The following is an 18,966-nucleotide window of genomic DNA, read 5'->3' on the forward strand; positions in this document are numbered from 1 at the left end:
TATTTCATTTTGCATGCATATGTATTACAAAAATGTCTCTTTAGTTTTATTGTTATAAAGAGCGAATAGATTAAACTTAAAATTATTTTGGCTTAATTATTCTCACACATTTTATGTGTTACTTCTTTTATTAACAGGCTATTCTTTCTATTAACCGAGTGATGCAATTGAGCTAAAGTAATCTCACTTACACTAAGAGTAGTCTACTAAAGTCTTTAAAGATACTTATTATCAACTATTCGTGAATTAATAACAGTAAAGTATGTTAAAAGCTGATTTGAGATCCACTTTAAATTGTGAAAATGAGGAGAAAAATGAAAATTGGCTTTCTGGGAACAGGTACAATTAGCGCTGCAATGATTGATGGTTTAATGGCTAGCGCTTTTGAGGTGCATTCAATTATCGTTTCATCACGCAATACACAAATAGCTAAGCGCCTTTCTTACGATTATGACAAGGTCATAATTGCTGAAAGTAATCAAGCATTACTAGATAATAGCGATTGTGTTTTTCTTTGTTTGCGCAATCAAGCTGCTGAAGAAATATTACGGACTCTTCGTTTTCACCCAGAACAGCTTGTCATTTCTGTACTTGCAATGGCTAGAACAGCCGATGTTGAAAAATGGATAAACCATAAAGTTTATCGCGCTATCCCTCTTCCTTTTGTGGCAGAATGCAAAAATTTAACGCCAATTTATCCTGATCATCCATTTTTACGCACCATGTTTGATAAGTTAGGTGGCACATTGGTGCTTGAGAGCGAAGATCAGTTTAATCTTTTCATGACAGCTGGATCATTGATGGGAGTTTATTTTAATTTTATAGAGACGGTATATCAATGGTTGGTGAGGCAAGGGATAGAAAAACATCAGTCAGCAAATTTCCTTACTATGATGTTTGGAAATCTTGCTGATGAAATGCGCAAAATAACAAAAGCTCATCCAATACCTATTGATTTTGCTCTCCTTGAGAAAGAGTTTTCAACCAAGGGAGGAACAAATGAACTTTTATCAAATTGTTTTTCTAACCAAGGAGGGCAAGCTGCTTTAATAACAGCTCTTAAAATAACTCTACAAAGAATTGAAACTTTATCCACATCTTAAAAAAGATACTTGATCAATATTTTTTTGTTTGATAATGTGTAGCTAATGATAGGCCGTATTACATACTTGGCAGACATGATGTCGTTCTATCATTGGCTGTAAAGCAGCATGTCCCTTTTTAATTATTTTCGTTATAGGGACTAGATTATGGGTTCAAGTATACTTACCAATAGATCTGCAATGACTGCATTGCAGACACTTCGTAGCGTCGATGCTAATTTAGATAAATCAAAAGACCGTATTTCAACAGGTTTGCGTATTAGCAGTGCCGCTGATAATACAGCTTACTGGTCCATTTCATCGATGATGAAACACGACAGTAATTCAATGAGTGCTATTGTTGATGCCATTAACTTGGGTAAAGAACAGGTGAGCATTGCTGCTACGGCTGTTGACCTAACCAAAGAAGCACTTGATGATATGCAAAAATCAATGGTTACTACTCATGAAAAGGATAGTAGTGACATTGCTAAACTGCAAGATTCAATGAAAGCAAATATGACAAATATTTCGAATGCGGTTCAGTCTGCTTCGTTTGGTGGCAAAAACATGCTTTCTAATGGCGGTCAAACTGTTAGTGTAGCTGCGGGTTATCGTCGTGAAGGTACAGCTGTCTATGTTGATATGATTGAGGTCGGTGGTCCAGAGTTGAATTTTGGAATCCTTGGTGAAGATGGCACCATTGATATGTCAGAAGGTGTTTTGCAGAACATTTTCAAAACAGGTACGACTGCAAAGTTTGATGAAGCTGTTAAAAATTTCGATAAAGCAGAAGAAACTTACAGAAAATTAGAAGCTGATGTTGCAAAAGCAAAAGCTGCACTGGCTGCTAATCCTGGAGGTAAAGCGGAGCAGGAAGCGCTAACAAAAGCTCAGCAAGCTCTAACAGCTGGTGAAAAGCCATGGAGTGAAGCAAAAGCTGCTTTTAAAAAAGTAACCGATGAGATTTCCGTAGCTGATTTTACTGAAATGTTTGGGGTTAGTGAATTATCTTCAGAGGCACAACGTATCCTTCTGGGTAGTCTCCATAATACAGTGCGTGATGCAGTTGAGAATACTCTTACTGCGGGTGCTAAGATTGGTGCTGCAGTTAACTTAGTGAACATCCAGCTCGACTTTGTTAAAAGATTGCTAGACAATGTTGATGCAGGGATTGGTTCAATGATTGATGCTGACATGAATGCAGAATCTGCAAAGTTGTCTGCTTTGCAAGTTCAGCAACAGCTTGCTATTCAGGCTCTTTCTATTGCAAATCAAGGTAGTCAGAATATCTTAGTTTTGTTCCGTAATTAATTCCGTAGAGTTTTTACGTGAAAAAAGGCTACGCATCGCGTGGCCTTTTTTATTAACTCCTCAAATAATAAAATATTAATTAGTTTATTAAACTTCTTGCATTTTTTTAAAGAACGAAAAACAATCTAAGATTGACTTTTTTATGCTTTTTCTTATAGGGTAGCATTTACCTTAGAATTACCTGATAGAGTAAGATTGTTCATCGAGCATATTATTGTGCTATTATAGAGCTAAGAAGGGCCGCATACAACGGTATTTGAATAAATGAAACGTACTTATCAACCCTCTAAACTTGTTCGTAAACGTCGCCATGGATTCCGTGCCCGTATGGCAACAGCTAGTGGGCGTAAAATTATTTCAGCTCGGCGTAATCGCGGACGAAAACGGTTATCTGCTTGATTCGTTAATTTTTTATAACAGATTGAATATCGTTAGTTACTTTTTCGTTATGAACCTTTAATGCCTGTCTTTTCTGTAAAAGGCAGGCATTTAGTAAAGTTACGAAGCATCTTTCATGAAGCAAAAACATCCTTGTCGTATTCGTAAAAGAGCAGATTTTTTGTCTGTACGCACAGGAGAAAAACGACGTGGTCCTCTATTTTTACTTGAAATTAAACCTCGCGAACAAACAGCAGAAATAAAACATCCTCTTGTTGCACGGGTAGGTTTTACTGTAACACGTAAAAATGGCAATGCTGTTAAACGTAATCGTATTAAAAGACGTCTACGAGAAGCAGTTCGAGTTGGACTAAAAGATAATATAGAAGCAGGAACTGATTATGTCATTGTAGCTCATCCCGATGCACTCCACGCATCATTCTCATCTCTGATCAGTGAATTAAACCGACGAATAAAGCCAAAAATTAAAAACCAGCAACGGCAATAGGATAATACAAATGGAATATAATCGTAATTTTTTTATCGCCATTGGATTGTCTCTTATTATTTTTGTTGCGTGGCATTTTTTTTATGTTGCTCCCCAACAAGCAAAATTGCAAGAAATGCAAACAATAGCACAACAATTGTCAAAACAAAGTTCACAACTTCCCTCAACTGATGTGCATTTCTCTGATACTACTACTGGATCAGGATCTGTATCCAATCGTCCTATGACACCTGAAAGTCGTAGTGCAGAATTGAGCAAAACAAATCGTATCACAATTAAAACTGATGAATTGGAAGGCTCTATTAATCTTGTTGGCGCACAATTTGATGACCTTTTTCTCAAGAAATATCGCTTAACTGTAGATAAGGAATCACCGGAAATTTCTTTGCTCAATCCTAATGGATTTAAGACAACCTATCTTGCTGAATTTGGTTTTACGAGTTCATCTCTACCAGCAACAGCATTGCCACAATCTCACACACAATGGCAGATAGAAGGTGAAAATACGATTCTAACCCCTTCAACACCTGTCACTTTAATCTACAACAATGGACAAGGACAAATTTTTCGTCGTACTCTTTCGATCGACAATCATTACATGTTCACCATTGAAGATTCTATTAAAAATGAAAGTGACCATCCTGTACATCTTTCGCCTTATGCCCGAATTGCACGTGCTGCTCCACCAGAACACACAAATGCAACTTATTTACTTCATGAAGGTATGATTGGTATCGCGGGTGATTCGCTCAAAACAGAAACATATAAAAATCTAGAAGAGCTCAGCCCAAATCCTGAAAATGGTCAAAAAAGTATGATTTTCCCCAAAGTTACAGGAGGCTGGATTGGTATTACTGATAAATATTGGGCTGTAGTGGCTATTCCCCCACAAGATCAAGAATATACAAGTCGTTTTATTTATTTTAATCAACTAAATACCCACTATCAATCCGACTTACAAAGTGCTCTTTTAACAGTTTTTCCCCATGAAACAAAAACTATTACAAATCATCTCTTCGCGGGTGCAAAGCAAGTTGAGATCATTAACCGTTATCAAAATCAATTAAAGATTAAGAAATTTGCTCTTTTAATTGATTGGGGTTGGTTTGACTTTATCACCAAACCAATGTTTGCTCTTATTGATATTTTTTATAAACAAACAGGAAATTTTGGTATTGCCATTCTTCTTGTTACAGTGCTCTTGAAAGTACTTCTGTTCCCACTTGCTAATAAATCTTACAAATCTATGGCACGCATGAAGTTAGTGCAACCAATGATGCAAGAAATAAAAGAAAAATACGCAGATGACCGCGTCAAGCAGCAACAAGCAGTGATAGAATTATACAAAAACCAAAAAATAAATCCCCTTGCGGGCTGCTGGCCAATGCTAGTCCAATTTCCAATATTTTTTGCTCTTTATAAGGTTCTTTATATTACCATTGAAATGCGGCATGCACCTTTCTTTGGCTGGATCCAAGATTTAGCAGCACCTGATCCAACATCTATTTTTAACCTATTTGGCTTATTACCTTATGAAGTACCAGCATTTCTTATCCTTGGTGCATGGCCTTTAATCATGGGGATAACGATGTTTTTACAGATGCATATGAACCCAACTCCCCCAGATCCAACGCAAGCTATGATCTTCACATGGATGCCAGTTATTTTCACCTTTATGCTAGCCTCCTTCCCTGCTGGTCTTGTTATTTATTGGGCATGGAATAATACATTGTCAATTATCCAGCAGGGCATCATGATGAAACGTCAAGGTGCTAAAATTGAGCTTTTTGATAATCTTAAAGCTATGTTTCATAAGAAATCTACAAAAGAAGGACATAAATGACAAAACGTCCTATCACTTCTGGGATTTTTTTCTGCAATTGGATTTTCATTCGTAGTGTGCCTGCAATACAATATCTTCCACCTGAGGGCCCCCCAGAAATTGCATTTGTAGGACGCTCTAATGTCGGGAAATCTTCCCTAATCAATGCACTGGTGCAACAAAAAGGTTTAGCACGCACTTCAAATACACCAGGACGTACTCAGGAACTTAATTACTTTATACCTGACGGCTTCAGTGACCAGAAAGAAAACTTTCCCCCTATAGTACTCGTCGATATGCCGGGTTATGGTTTTGCCAAAGCTCCCCCAAATTGCGTTGAAATGTGGACACGTCTGATCTTTGATTATTTGCGGGGACGTACAACACTCAAACGTGCTTATGTTTTAATTGATTCACGTCACGGAATTAAAAAAAACGATACAGATGTCTTAGATCTTTTAGATAAAGCAGCAGTCTCTTATCAAATTGTTTTAACCAAAAGTGATAAAATCAAACCGAATGCACTTGAAACCTTAATAACTACTACAAAAAAAAATCTTCTTAAACATCCGGCAGCTTATCCAGAGCTGTTAATTACCTCTTCACAAAAAGCTTTGGGTTTAGAGGAATTGCGTACTGCCATTTTGCAAGCAATCACACAATAAGATGATATCTTTATTAATAAACTATTAAGTATAACTGTTAGCAATTACTAATGATCTTGTTCTTTCAATAAAGCACCATTATAAAAATCCTATTATCTTAAAGATTTATCGACTCTATTTAAGCACGTAAATTATGCTCACACTTTTTCATCATCCTTTATCTTCTGCTTCTCGCTTTATACGCCTTATTCTCGAAGAATATAGTATAGAAACCCACCTTATTGAAGAGCATGAATGGGCAAGAAAACCTGAATTTCTTGCACTTAATCCAGCTGGACATTTGCCTGTTTTTCTTGCAGAACATGAAATACCATTATCTGGTGCCATTGTGATTTATGAATATTTAGATGAAACACGTGGTAGTTTACGGCCAGATAAACAATTTTTCCCAGCAAATCCTCTAGAACGTGCTGAAGTACGCCGTCTTAATGATTGGTTTTTAAACAAGCTTGAAAATGAAGTTACACGTCACATTGTGCGAGAACGAATCTATAAACGTGAAATGCCATTAGCTATTGGTGGTGGAGCTCCCAATTCGCAAATTTTACGCAGTGCACGTGCCAATATTCTACCACACATGAATTACTTAAATTGGCTTTGCACATCTCGTGACTGGTTAGCTGGATCTACACTGTCTTATGCAGATTTAGCAGCTGCAGCTTCTATTTCTATACTTGATTTTTTAGGAGAAATTGATTGGGAACAATTTTCTGCTGTTCGAGAATGGTATATGCGGATCAAATCCCGCCCTTCTTTTCGCCCTCTTTTAAATGATCGGGTCCGTGGAATTACACCTAGTTCCCATTATGCTGATCTGGACTTCTAACATATCAATAAATACTGCATTTTTAGAACTATTTTACATTGATCTATAATTGATAATCTTAGTTGGAATTTTTATCAAATTTGTAAAAAAACTGTATGTTATTAAATCAAAGCAAGTCTTCAGCTTTGTTCATATAACAGCCAGCGACAATATCACTGAAATAACTTATATATAGGTAAACAAAGGGTGCGTTTAATTTTACAATTCATATACTCTGCATAGAAAATTTATTATTTATTGTAGTGAAATACATGAAAATTGCACTATCCTTAAAATATATCTTGAAAAAACTATTTTATCTATATCTACAATAGTTATTGTTATAATGATAACAAATATATTGCTTACGCAAGTTTCACATAAACCAGCTATCAATTGAACTGCTAAATGTACTAAATTTAGCTTTATATGGGAAAAGAACAGTTGGCAAAAAGAAAAGAATTTGCCTATAATTAAGGAGTAAATGTCATAAGGAGAAAAATATGCGCCTTGCAGTTGTTGGTGCCAATGGGAGAATGGGGCGTACATTAATTACAGTTCTCCAACATAGAAAAGACGTAGAGCTTTGTGGTGTGCTTGTGCGCAAAGGATCACCTTTTGTAGGAAAAGATACCAGTGTATTAATTGACTCAAATCTTCTTGGAATTCCGATCACTGATAACCCTGAAAAAGCCTTTTCTAACGCTGAAGGCATTTTAGACTTTTCCCAGCCACAAGCCACTATTATCTATGCTGATTATGCAGCCCAAAAAGGTATTGTTCACATTATAGGAACAACAGGATTTAGCAAAGAGGAAGAAGTGCAAATTGCAACTTCTGCAATGCATACAACTATTGTCAAATCTGGGAATATGAGTCTTGGAATTAATCTTTTGGCTAACCTTGTAAAAAAAGCAGCTAAAACATTAACATCTGAAGATTTCGATATTGAAATTTCTGAAATGCATCATTCTAGTAAAGTTGATGCTCCTTCTGGAACAGCCCTTTTTCTTGGCAATGCAGCAGCAGAAGGCCGTAATGTTCAGTTCAAAGATATCTATGTCAGTGGGCGTAATGGCTATACAGGCGAACGCAAAAAAGGCACTATTGGTTTTGCATGTTTACGTGGTGGAACAGTTGTTGGTGACCATAGCGTTATTTTTGCAGGCCCAAATGAGCGTATTGTTCTTTCACACTCAGCACAAGAACGTTCTATTTTTGCCAACGGTGCATTAAAAGCAGCTTTGTGGGCAAAAAATCATAAAAATGGTCTTTATTCAATGCTGGATGTTTTAAATCTGAACGATTAATATTAATCTGTCAATTATAGGAAATTTATAATGGGACGTACACTTGTATTAATCCGTCATGGACAAAGTGAATGGAACCTCAAAAACCTTTTTACTGGTTGGAAAGATCCAGATTTGACAGAAAAAGGTCACGTAGAAGCAATAAAAGCGGGAAAAAAACTAAAAGAATCTGGCATAAAATTTGATATTGTTTATACATCAGCTTTACAGCGCGCGCAAAAAACCGCTCAGCATATTTTAAAACAAATAGAACAAACAGATTTACAATTGATAAAAAATTCAGCATTAAATGAGCGCGATTATGGCGATTTATCCGGTTTAAATAAAGATGATGCTTGTCAAAAATGGGGGCAAGAGCAAGTACATATATGGCGCCGTTCTTATACCATTGCGCCCCCTAATGGAGAAAGTTTGCGCGATACTGGCGCACGTGTTTGGCCTTATTATTTCTACCATATCCAACCTCATATTTTGCGCTCCCAAACTGTTTTAATTGTAGCACACGGTAATTCCCTTCGTGCTCTTATTATGGCACTTGAAGGTCTAAACAGTGAAGAAATTGTATCTCAAGAATTAGCAACAGGTATTCCTATTATTTATGACTTCAATTCTGACTCAACAATTTTATCAAAAAAAATCATTACAACTTAAATAATTACAATCGCAATTTAGGGAAATAAGCATCTTAATCTAATATTTTTAGTAGACTAATGATCATTGACAGAGTTATTTCTCAAGCTTAGATAAACTCTATTATTGCCCAGATGGCGGAATTGGTAGACGCGCAGGTTTCAGGTACCTGTACTGCAAGGTGTGGAGGTTCGAGTCCTCTTCTGGGCACCATTTTTAAAACATGTTGAAATATATAGATTTTTTGTAATTGGATAATTTTCAATCCATCTTTTAGAATTTATATAATTTTACCTAAATTGCTGTTATTTGTACTTTAATTTTCTTTAACAGAAATACCAAGACATTTTTTTCTCCATCTCACTGATTTACCTAGCTTATATGGTTGGGGAAATACTCCTCGTATCGCCCAATTGCGAATCGTTGTTGTTGACATGCTAAAAAGTTGTGCACATTCACGTGTTATGACGTATCTATTATCGCCCATCATAAATATCATCTCATTGCTTTTCTCTTCTTATATTATATAAATATGGGGCACTTGTTTATAATGATGAGAAGATAGTACCTCGTAGAGTTAAGCAGCTTGTATAAAGATTTGTATTTCTTATTCTATTTCTTCTAAAAATACTTCGACGGCTTTATTGATGTGTTCAATCTGTTCATCATCACGCACAATGCGTTGAATCTTTATACAAAAATGAGTGTATTGGCCTTCAAACTAAAGATTATAGCTAACAAAATCACACTATTTTCACCCTGTGCAAACCATTTGGAATTGCATTTGTAAGATATATTCAGGTTTGATTTACCATCTAATAAAAAACGTACATGAGTTTTTGGTTGAGAATATTTGACCTTTATAAGACCCCTTCATCCCTAATGAGACCATCAGAATAGCACCTGCCATTTCAATTGTCGGATAGAAATAAATCCACATCGGGTGACAGTGACCTCATGTTTGAAGCTATATTCTTTAATTACTCTCTCTTTGCGTTTATTTCCCCATCTCATAGCTAGTCATAAGATAATATTATCTCACTTATATGTAACATGTGAATAGGATATTTTTTCCAAGGTTCTATCTCGTTTGCATTCCTTTTAAAAATTCAGTAATTTTTGTGGGGTATTTAACGTTCTTCAAACGTATAATGTATTTAACAGAAAATAGATTGCCTTTGTTATCGAATTGATCTTGAAAGGTCATACCATTAAAATTAGGGCTTGATTTGATTATCTTAGTCCATCCAATAATAATAACAACTGGGGTGATGCCGCCTTTTTTAGGAACAGCTTATATTTCTTTTTCTAGAGAATTTAATCTATATTTATCGGCAAAATCAATAAGGGGAACAAGCTCTGCATTAGAAATCTTACTGTTAATACAAATTTTGAAGAGCGCTTCATAAAATTCTTGTTCTGATAAATTATATTTCTACGCTCTCCTGCTATGAGAGAGGTTATCATTATTATTTTACTTAATTTGGATGCACCCTATCTGTGTCGTGAAAAACGCATATGTTAAAAAAGGTTGTACTTTGATTGATATCTTTTTAACATGCGTACTGTCTTTGAATTTACTTTCTTAAGTATACTAACCTTTGACTGTAATTTTACACTAAAAACAGCCTTTACCATTCCGTGGTTATTTGAATGGTGCGGATATGGATATATAGTTCATAAGTTCTTTACTGACTTTATTCTAATATAATAATAACAGTCCACTCGAGACACAATAATTACCCCAATAATAACTGTACAACAACGGGTAAAATCTTTGTGTTCTAATTTTAAAATCTTCGTTACTGTATTAATCAAATAAATCAATCAGACTTTTTTAAACTTTCAAGCGCTTCCTACCTTTGAGTTAATTCAACAATGATATGATTCTTTGCACTTATTTTCATTTTTTAAGTAAGTAAAAACACTTAACATGACATGGACGTAAAGCAGTCAATTTGCGAGGGGGAATTTATTTTACACGCCGTTTGCACTATTGAGCATAATGATAATCATCATAGTTTGCATACAATCAATAAAATCTCATGAATATTCACTTAAATTTGTTTATTCATTTTCCATCCCTTCTAATTACACGTTAGCAATGTCTATTTCTAATAGGATGAATAATACGTTCAGCGTTATTTAAACTAATTAATGTAGGAATATAAAATGAAGAATTATAAAAATTTAGAAGTAATTTTCTTAATGTTGTTGTAAGGTTGGGGCTTTATCTACGACTCAAAAACAAGAAATATTAAAGATGGTAGAAAACATTACTTATACTGTTTCATCAACAAAACATTTAAAGCTTCGAGCTTCTTCTTATCTCCAGATGAATATCAAGTTATAAGCTTTATATCTTTTTGGGAAATGCTGAATCCAGTTATTACATATATAGTGTTTGCATTTTCGAGAGTATTAAGAATAGCCATCAATTTATCTACAAAAAGCCTTTTACCTCCATTGGATAGCTCTTTAGCTATATACGAAGAAAACAGGACGATCTTTTCATATCACAGCTATTTATAAGTATTAGGCATACAGAATCAGCTGCCTAAATTAACAAATTGTGTTGCTGTGCTCATTCTTAAAGAAATAAAAAAGTGGTCTATTGTTAAAATCATTTTGTGTATAAAGATATATAAACCTTGAAAAAACATATAAGATTACTTTGCGTAAAAGCCTTTATCTATATTGTAAAGCATTGTCTTTTAAGACAAAGAAAAAATCAATATTTTGTAAATTTTTTGATGTAAAAATAACATTACGTATTTAAATTATTACCTTTGGAGAAAATTATGAATACAAAATGTTTAATAACAACATCTATTTTCATTTTAGCTGCAACTTCTTTAGTACAAGCAGCAGATAGTGTAGTTTTTCAAGAAAATTTAAAAACAGATGCTTTACCAATTGTTAGACCACCCACTTTTTCTTGGAGTGGTTTTTATATAGGGGGGCAGGTTGGTGGTTTTTCAAGTAAAATTTCTGCAATAAGTCATGACGATGATATTCCCTTACTTCCTAGCAGGAGTGGTAGACCTAAAAAATGGATTCCAGTTGATGAAAAATTTCTGCCTAAACTTTCTGGTTTCATCGGTGGTTTTTATGCAGGTTCTAATGTTGATCTTAGTAATGGTCTTATCCTAGGCATTGACACGGATATACTTTTATCTGCACGAAAAAATACAAAAACTATCGTAATTACGGACCCTAATGTAGATGAAAGTCCAGAAATAGATGAAAATCCAGAAGAAAATGGTTCAGAACCACAGAATGAGAGTAGACAGAAACAACGGTCCAGAAGAGCTGTCCAATTAAAAGAAAATACAAGTGATACAGAAAAGGGAGAAGAAGATATCATAACATTTAAATATACTTTAAACCAAAAATGGACTGGTGCTACACGGATACGTATCGGTTTTGCTGCTGATCGCATTATGCCTTACATTGCTGGTGGTGTTGCTTATGGACAGTTCCAAAATATTATATCGCTATCAAGCACAGACAAAGAGCTTAATAATACATCGGATGAAACAAAAACGATGATTGGTTACACTGTTGGCGCTGGTATTGATTTTGCAATGACCGATAATATTATTTTGCGGGCAGAATATCGTTATTCGGATTTCGGAAAACAGAAATTTGCTAAAGATAGCTTTGAGCTTCATTACAAAACTAATGATTTCCGTGCTGGGATATCTTATAAATTCTAATTTTTTGTATTCTTTATAATCTATAATCACTAAAAAGCCTTGTTTCTAACAAGGCTTTTTATTTATTGCCACATTTGTCCACTGAAAAACATTGTACAATATAACTATATTTAAAAATATATTTTTGCATGTTGCAATAAGTCAATTTTAGGAAGTAGTAGACAATTTCCGTTGTTTAATCCGTTACATTGATATGTTCAAGATATTTTCGAAACGCTTATACAAACTAATAGCTGAAAAATCTATTAAACTGTACCTGGTATGAACGTCGTGCATTAATCTAAAATGATAGAGTGTTTTAAAAAAAAATCCCTTTACATGTAGGTTTTTGTCACTGAATTGCCTATTGAATAATAAAAATCATTTAAACAATCTCAAATAGTGTTTATATCATTTCCACTATCTAGTTTCGTAAGTTTGAGTCAAAATCATTAATGGTAATAAGCTAAGTCATCCATATATTTCATCAATGCATTATACTTAATACTTATTTCCAATCACCAATTCTTCTCTCTATCAAGTAACATTATTCTTGCGTCTTACGACCTTCCAGTTTTTATTTTTATCACCTGCAACACTAGTGTTTACTGGCGTTTTGACTCAAAAAATTGAATGCTATTAATAGAGTTTTATCTCCAACGTTTATTCTTGTTACATTTGAGTCCTTGTGTATACTCTTTCTAAGACACTGTAGTTCTTATCTGACCTACTGGCAAAAACATGAACATGCTCAAAGAATAACAAATATTATTGTTCATTGTTCTATAACTTTGATCAGCATCAGCAATTTATTTATACCCTACAGAGCAATCATCACAAAAATTGCCCGCAAAACCACCAATAAAAAACAATAATATATTCCTAGAGCACTATAAGCGCTATAATCCCCATCATCCATTGCAGTAAAACAGCATAACTAATTTACACGAGGCTCTTCTTACAAAAACCTCGTACCTAAAAAGCATCATAATAGGAGAACCTATCACACCGCTATAATACCACGCTACTCTCTAAGGAACATCACATCATTGACCCTTTTAGTAAGTAGATTATTATAAACAATCATGACAATAAAATGCATTATTTTTAAGATTTATTTAAATAGGTACAGCTCTTTAAAGACCTAGCATCACCACGCATCCCCTTTCCTTCTGTAAATACCTCCCTAGATTGAAACATAAACGTAAATCATACGTTGTATATTAAATATTCATCGAAGGAGATAAACAAATGGAAACGCGTATTCCAACAGACACGCTATTAAATCCACATTTTCAAGAAGAAAAAATTGTGGAACATCAGCGTCCACTATTTTATAGACCTCTTTCTTGGTCCTCAATTTTTGGGGGACTGATAGCAGCTATTTCTATTTCGCTTAGTTTTTCTTTTTTACTAGCTGGTTTAGGTTTAGGTCAAATTGACCTTTACTCCTCTTCTCCGTTTGGAGGAGTTTTGATGTCCGTTGGCATCGGTTCCATTATAGTTATGTTTCTCAGTCTTGCTATCGGAGGCTTTGTTTCTGGTTATTTTTCAAAAAACGCAGGAGCAGCACATGGCTTTTTAACCTGGGCTCTCCTCATGATCCTTATAACACTTCAAACAACCCTATTTGTTTCCGGAGCAGCCCATATGGGAGCTCAAACCCTCTCAAGCGTTGCATCGAGCTCTAAAAACGCCATTTCTAGCCTAGGAAAAGAGATTGGTACCCTCTTTTCATCTTCAGACTATGACATTTTGAACAAACTGTTGAGCAATAAAGACAACCATAAAATCGATTTTGACAAACTAGGCAACGATTTACAAACAGCACTCAATAAAAGCAATATCGCCTCTTTAGATGCTAATCATTTGAGGAGAGTTTATGAAGAGAGCTTATCTGATATAGATTCTGTTGTTAAAGCTTTGCTGCATAATCCTTCAGGTTATTCTGTCTATCTTAAGAAACTAGGTGATCGTTTGTCTAGCCGGCTTGAAACGATTACAGCTGATATTGATCGTGATGATGTTGTGCGTGGACTTATGAACAACGGTATGACCCAAGCTGAAGCTGAACACACTGCAGATCATGCCATTACTGTTTATCACACAGCAAGAACACAAACTGAGCAGGCGATCAAAAGCTTCAACCAACAAATTAACAGCCTGTCTCATCACCTTGAACAAACAGCAAAGAGCGCGCAGAACTTTGCCGATCAAGCAATTGGAACAGCTTCTACAATTGGATGGTGGAGCTTTTTAGGCAGCCTTATTGGCGCTGTTATAGCAACTGTATGCGGCTATTACGGTGCCAAAAGCCGTAAACATTGCTGCCTTTTTTAAAAGCTTTGCTAAAAAAAGCACAATGGATCATACTTGATCATCACAACAAGAAAGCTGCTATAAATTAGCAGCTTTTTTAGTTCACAAAGAAAAGCAACTTTTCTAGCATTTTAAAATATTCTGCTTGAGATACCCACCACATCCACCTTTTTTGGAACAATATAAACGAGAACTCTTTAATTATAGTGTAGCGGTACACATCACTTAAATGACGCTGTTAAACCATATTCCCAAGATAGAGTTAAGTGAGTAAAGCTAACAAAACACTTTCCTCTCTTTTCATTAAGATTTTTTGTCTTAGTGGAAAGGATATGATAGCTAGAGTGATAAGCGAGAACGCAAAATGATCTTCACAACATATGACACAATGTTTTTGTAAAATAAAGAAATACTAAGAATTTAAATTAGAACTGAAGTACTAGCCTATACCAACATTCATAGTGGCACCATAGTCATTCATTTTATAAATTAAACCTTATAGCTTTATATTGTAGTTTTCAACTTGAACGGATTACCAAACAACCACGCAGCAACACCCTTTTAGGACGTTTTTAATCTGTGCAGAAATAAGGAGAGACGTTTTGTGCTCTATCATTTTGAGCCATCCCCTCCCATTTGTAGTTATGTTGAGAGAACACCACAGATAGCCTCTCACTTTTAAAGGCGGGCCAGACTATACAAAGATTGTGTATTGAAAAGCTTATGTATTGATTTGTCAAATGAGAAGAGAGTTTGTAGAGAAACGGTCAGATAAGGATATTTCACAGCCGATATGAAGTTTAACAGTAAAGTATGTTAAAGCCTCTCATAAGAAGCAATTATTGATTTCCTATAGTGATATTTTTGGGTAGAGAGTGGAAATGTTGTTAGGCATTTTTTGGTTGCGGGGGCAGGATTTGAACCTGCGGCCTTCAGGTTATGAGCCTGACGAGCTACCGGGCTGCTCCACCCCGCGCCATTGAAGAGATACCACAGTTATTGTGACGATGACATTTTTGTAACAAAATCACTTGGACTGAAGACCTCTATTGGAAACTGTTTGAGAAGACCATTGTATGTTTTTAACAGACCTGGCAGTGACTTACTCTCCCGTGCCTTAAGACACAGTACCATCAGCGCTGGAACGTTTCACGGCCGAGTTCGGGATGGGGATCGGGTGCAGGCGCTCCGCCATAACCACCAAGTCAGCTAAGAACATATCAAGGAATGAGAACTGGTTTTTTGCTTAGATTTTTTGTTTTGTTTTATTTTTTGAGATTTTTTTATTTTAGCATGAATATAGGGAATGGGAACGATCAAGCCTATCGAACGATTAGTATCAGTAAGCTTCATATGTTACCACACTTCCACACCTGACCTATCAACGTGGTGATCTTCCACGGTTCTCAGGGAATACTCGTTTTCAGGTGGGTTTCCCGCTTAGATGCTTTCAGCGGTTATCCCGTCCGTATATAGCTACCCTGCTATGCGGCTGGCGCCACAACAGGTCCACCAGAGATACGTCCATCCCGGTCCTCTCGTACTAGGGACAGATCCTGTCAATATTCCTACACCCACGGCAGATAGGGACCGAACTGTCTCACGACGTTCTGAACCCAACTCACGTACCGCTTTAAATGGCGAACAGCCATACCCTTGGGACCTGCTCCAGCCCCAGGATGCGATGAGTCGACATCGAGGTGCCAAACAACCCCGTCGATATGAACTCTTGGGGGTCATCAGCCTGTTATCCCCGGCGTACCTTTTATCCGTTGAGCGATGGCCCTTCCACACGGGACCACCGGATCACTATGACCGTCTTTCGACTCTGTTCGACTTGTCAGTCTCACAGTCAGGCAGGCTTATGCCATTGCACTCAACGAACGATTTCCGACCGTTCTGAGCCTACCTTCGCGCGCCTCCGTTACTCTTTAGGAGGCGACCGCCCCAGTCAAACTACCCACCATACACTGTCTTGAATCCGGATAACGGACTGCAGTTAGACATCCATATCGATAAGGGTGGTATTTCAAGGGTGACTCCACAAGAGCTGACGCCCTTGCTTCAAAGTCTACCACCTATCCTACACAGATAGACACAAATGCCAGTGTAAAGCTATAGTAAAGGTGCACGGGGTCTTTCCGTCTAACCGCAGGAACCCCGCATCTTCACGGGGAATTCAATTTCACTGAGTCTACGTTGGAGACAGCGGGGAAGTCGTTACGCCATTCGTGCAGGTCGGAACTTACCCGACAAGGAATTTCGCTACCTTAGGACCGTTATAGTTACGGCCGCCGTTTACTGGGGCTTCAATTTGATGCTTGCACATCTCCTCTTAACCTTCCAGCACCGGGCAGGCGTCAGACCCTATACATCGTCTTGCGACTTCGCAGAGCCCTGTGTTTTTGGTAAACAGTCGCTACCCCCTGGTCTGTGCCACCCTTTAACGGTTGCCCGCAAAAGGGTCACGCTTCTTCCGAAGTTACGCGTGCAATTTGCCGAGTTCCTTCAACGTAGTTCTCTCAAGCGCCTTGGTATTCTCTACCTGTCCACCTGTGTCGGTTTCGGGTACGGTCTATACGTGGGAGCTATTTCCTGGGACTGCTTCACTGCAAGATCAATCCAATAAGACCTTACAATATATGCAATCCGTCACTTCCCACAGGTCCACGAATATTAACGTGGTTCCCATCGACTACGCCTTTCGGCCTCGCCTTAGGGGCCGACTCACCCTGCTCAGATTAACTTTAAGCAGGAACCCTTGGACTTTCGGCGAGGGAGTCTCTCACTCCCTTTATCGTTACTCATGTCAGCATTCTCACTTCCGATACCTCCAGGAGCTCTCACGAGTCTCCCTTCACAGGCTTACGGAACGCTCCGCTACCACTTACTCATAAGAGTAAATCCACAGCTTCGGTGTATGGCTTTAGCCCCGTTACATTTTCGGCGCAAAGACCCTTATTTAGACCAGTGAGCTGTTACGCTTTCTTTAAATGATGGCTGCTTCTAAGCCAACATCCTGGTTGTTTTGGGATCCTCACATCCTTTCCCACTTAGCCATAACTTAGGGACCTTAGATGGTGGTTAGGGTTGTTGCCCTTTCCACGACGGACGTTAGCACCCGCCGTGTGTCTGCCAGTGAGTTCTTCCAGGTATTCGGAGTTTGGTTAGGTTTGGTAATCCGGTGAGGACCCCTAGCCCATCCAGTGCTCTACCCCCTGGAGAATTACACTAACGCTCTACCTAAATAGATTTCGCGGAGAACCAGCTATTTCCGAGTTTGATTGGCCTTTCACCCCTAGCCACAAGTCATCCCAATCTATTGCAACAGATACGGGTTCGGCCCTCCAGTAAGTGTTACCTTACCTTCAGCCTGCTCATGGCTAGATCACTCGGTTTCGGGTCTAATCCAACGAACTGAACGCCCTATTCAGACTCGCTTTCGCTACGCCTACACCTATCGGCTTAAGCTTGCTCGTTAGACTAAGTCGCTGACCCATTATACAAAAGGTACGCCGTCACCCAGAACGTATCTTGGGCTCCGACTGTTTGTAGGCATCCGGTTTCAGGTACTTTTTCACTCCCCTTGTCGGGGTACTTTTCACCTTTCCCTCACGGTACTGGTTCGCTATCGGTCATGCACGAGTACTTAGGCTTGGATCGTGGTCGACCCATGTTCAGACAGGATTTCACGTGTCCCGCCCTACTCAAGGACTTAAGTCAGATTTACGTATACGGGACTATCACCCTCTTTGGTTCGACTTTCCAGTCGATTCTACTTTTCTAAAACTTAAGCCACTGGCCTGGTCCGCTTTCGCTCGCCACTACTAACGGAGTCTCGTTTGATGTCCTTTCCTACAGGTACTTAGATGTTTCAGTTCCCTGCGTTCGCTTCTTACACCCTATATATTCAGGTGAAGATACCTTTTTACTGATAACGAGAAACCTAAACTGTTTTTTTCAAAACAGCTTAATGTTTTTCGCTATCAAAGGTGGGTTGCCCCATTCGGAAATCTACGGATCAAAGGGTATTCGCACCTCCCCGTAGCTTATCGCAGCGTATCACGTCCTTCATCGCCTGTGCATGCCAAGGCATCCACCAAATGCCCTTAAGACACTTGATCGTTCTCATTGCCAATATTCATTTACTGTTTATTGTGTAGTTTATTTTATGCCACTTATTCACTTTCACTTTGCACTACGGTATACCCCGTGTCCATTTTGTACTCATGCCCATTTATATATACTCATATATATATGCTCACTTCGTACCACTGTGTTTATTTGTGACACTGTTTTTGTAACACTCTTTATCGTGTTTTCAATAAACAAAAATATCAGCAGAAAGACCAGTTTCTCGAGATATATTCAATGGCGCGGTTAAACACCAATCATAAAGCTAAGACTTTGAGCATACCTTAGCGACACATTACAT

General features: G+C 37.4%; 11 protein-coding genes, 2 tRNA genes, 2 rRNA genes and 2 pseudogenes. 12 read left to right on the plus strand and 5 right to left on the minus strand.

Annotated features, from left to right (window positions below):
• Positions 1–314 precede the first annotated feature (314 nt).
• The 10 genes from BBBE_RS05120 (at position 315) to BBBE_RS05165 (ending at position 8,727) form a co-directional block, all read left to right on the plus strand.
• The gene (locus BBBE_RS05120; protein WP_010701489.1) at positions 315–1,103 is read left to right on the plus strand and encodes a pyrroline-5-carboxylate reductase; all 789 of its coding nucleotides are present in this window, start codon (positions 315–317) and stop codon (positions 1,101–1,103) included.
• A 147-nt stretch (positions 1,104–1,250) separates the two neighbouring features.
• Positions 1,251–2,396: a flagellin N-terminal helical domain-containing protein gene (locus BBBE_RS05125; RefSeq protein ID WP_010701490.1), complete on the plus strand. Its 1,146-nt coding sequence runs from the start codon at positions 1,251–1,253 to the stop codon at positions 2,394–2,396.
• A gap of 264 nt (positions 2,397–2,660) precedes the next feature.
• Positions 2,661–2,795: a 50S ribosomal protein L34 gene (gene rpmH, locus BBBE_RS05130; RefSeq protein WP_007476702.1), complete on the plus strand. Its 135-nt coding sequence runs from the start codon at positions 2,661–2,663 to the stop codon at positions 2,793–2,795.
• A 115-nt stretch (positions 2,796–2,910) separates the two neighbouring features.
• Positions 2,911–3,282 (plus strand): ribonuclease P protein component, encoded by a 372-nt coding sequence (gene rnpA / locus BBBE_RS05135; RefSeq protein ID WP_010701491.1) that lies wholly within the window; start codon positions 2,911–2,913, stop codon positions 3,280–3,282.
• Between the two features lie 10 nt (positions 3,283–3,292).
• Complete coding sequence (yidC, locus tag BBBE_RS05140) at positions 3,293–5,125, plus strand: membrane protein insertase YidC (protein ID WP_010701492.1); 1,833 nt, start codon at positions 3,293–3,295, stop codon at positions 5,123–5,125.
• Positions 5,122–5,769 carry a ribosome biogenesis GTP-binding protein YihA/YsxC gene (yihA, locus tag BBBE_RS05145; RefSeq protein WP_010701493.1) on the plus strand — a complete coding sequence of 216 codons (648 nt, stop codon included), beginning with the start codon at positions 5,122–5,124 and terminating at the stop codon, positions 5,767–5,769. Before yidC ends, yihA begins: the two co-directional genes overlap by 4 nt.
• 133 nt (positions 5,770–5,902) lie before the next feature.
• On the plus strand, positions 5,903–6,595 hold the full coding sequence (locus tag BBBE_RS05150; protein WP_010701494.1) for a glutathione S-transferase family protein: 693 nt from the start codon (positions 5,903–5,905) through the stop codon (positions 6,593–6,595).
• Between the two features lie 482 nt (positions 6,596–7,077).
• Entirely contained in the window at positions 7,078–7,884 is an 807-nt protein-coding gene (dapB, locus tag BBBE_RS05155; RefSeq protein ID WP_010701495.1) for a 4-hydroxy-tetrahydrodipicolinate reductase, read from the plus strand.
• Positions 7,885–7,914: 30 nt separating this feature from the next.
• On the plus strand, positions 7,915–8,535 hold the full coding sequence (locus tag BBBE_RS05160; protein ID WP_010701496.1) for a 2,3-bisphosphoglycerate-dependent phosphoglycerate mutase: 621 nt from the start codon (positions 7,915–7,917) through the stop codon (positions 8,533–8,535).
• Between the two features lie 107 nt (positions 8,536–8,642).
• Positions 8,643–8,727 (plus strand) — tRNA-Leu (locus tag BBBE_RS05165).
• Between the two features lie 81 nt (positions 8,728–8,808).
• Here the strand turns inward: BBBE_RS05165 and BBBE_RS05170 are convergent.
• Positions 8,809–9,013: pseudogene (locus BBBE_RS05170) on the minus strand (helix-turn-helix transcriptional regulator).
• Positions 9,014–10,790: 1,777 nt separating this feature from the next.
• Positions 10,791–10,994 (minus strand): annotated as a pseudogene (locus BBBE_RS07555) (helix-turn-helix domain-containing protein); the annotation flags it as partial.
• A 321-nt stretch (positions 10,995–11,315) separates the two neighbouring features.
• On the opposite strand from BBBE_RS07555, the gene BBBE_RS05175 reads away from it, so the two are divergent.
• The gene (locus BBBE_RS05175) at positions 11,316–12,233 is read left to right on the plus strand and encodes an outer membrane protein (RefSeq protein ID WP_010701498.1); all 918 of its coding nucleotides are present in this window, start codon (positions 11,316–11,318) and stop codon (positions 12,231–12,233) included.
• 1,230 nt (positions 12,234–13,463) lie between these two features.
• A complete protein-coding gene (locus tag BBBE_RS05180; protein WP_010701499.1) occupies positions 13,464–14,552 on the plus strand; it encodes a YrzE family protein in 1,089 nt (362 codons plus the stop codon).
• An 878-nt stretch (positions 14,553–15,430) separates the two neighbouring features.
• Here the strand turns inward: BBBE_RS05180 and BBBE_RS05185 are convergent.
• The 3 genes from BBBE_RS05185 to BBBE_RS05195 all read right to left on the minus strand — a co-directional run bounded on the left by BBBE_RS05185 (position 15,431) and on the right by BBBE_RS05195 (position 18,655).
• Positions 15,431–15,507: transfer RNA gene (locus BBBE_RS05185), tRNA-Met, on the minus strand.
• A 113-nt stretch (positions 15,508–15,620) separates the two neighbouring features.
• Positions 15,621–15,736: ribosomal RNA gene (gene rrf, locus BBBE_RS05190) — 5S ribosomal RNA — on the minus strand.
• Positions 15,737–15,843: 107 nt separating this feature from the next.
• Positions 15,844–18,655: ribosomal RNA gene (locus BBBE_RS05195) — 23S ribosomal RNA — on the minus strand.
• Positions 18,656–18,966 lie beyond the last annotated feature (311 nt).

The organism is Bartonella bovis 91-4, assembly GCF_000384965.1.
Lineage (GTDB): Bacteria > Pseudomonadota > Alphaproteobacteria > Rhizobiales > Rhizobiaceae > Bartonella > Bartonella bovis.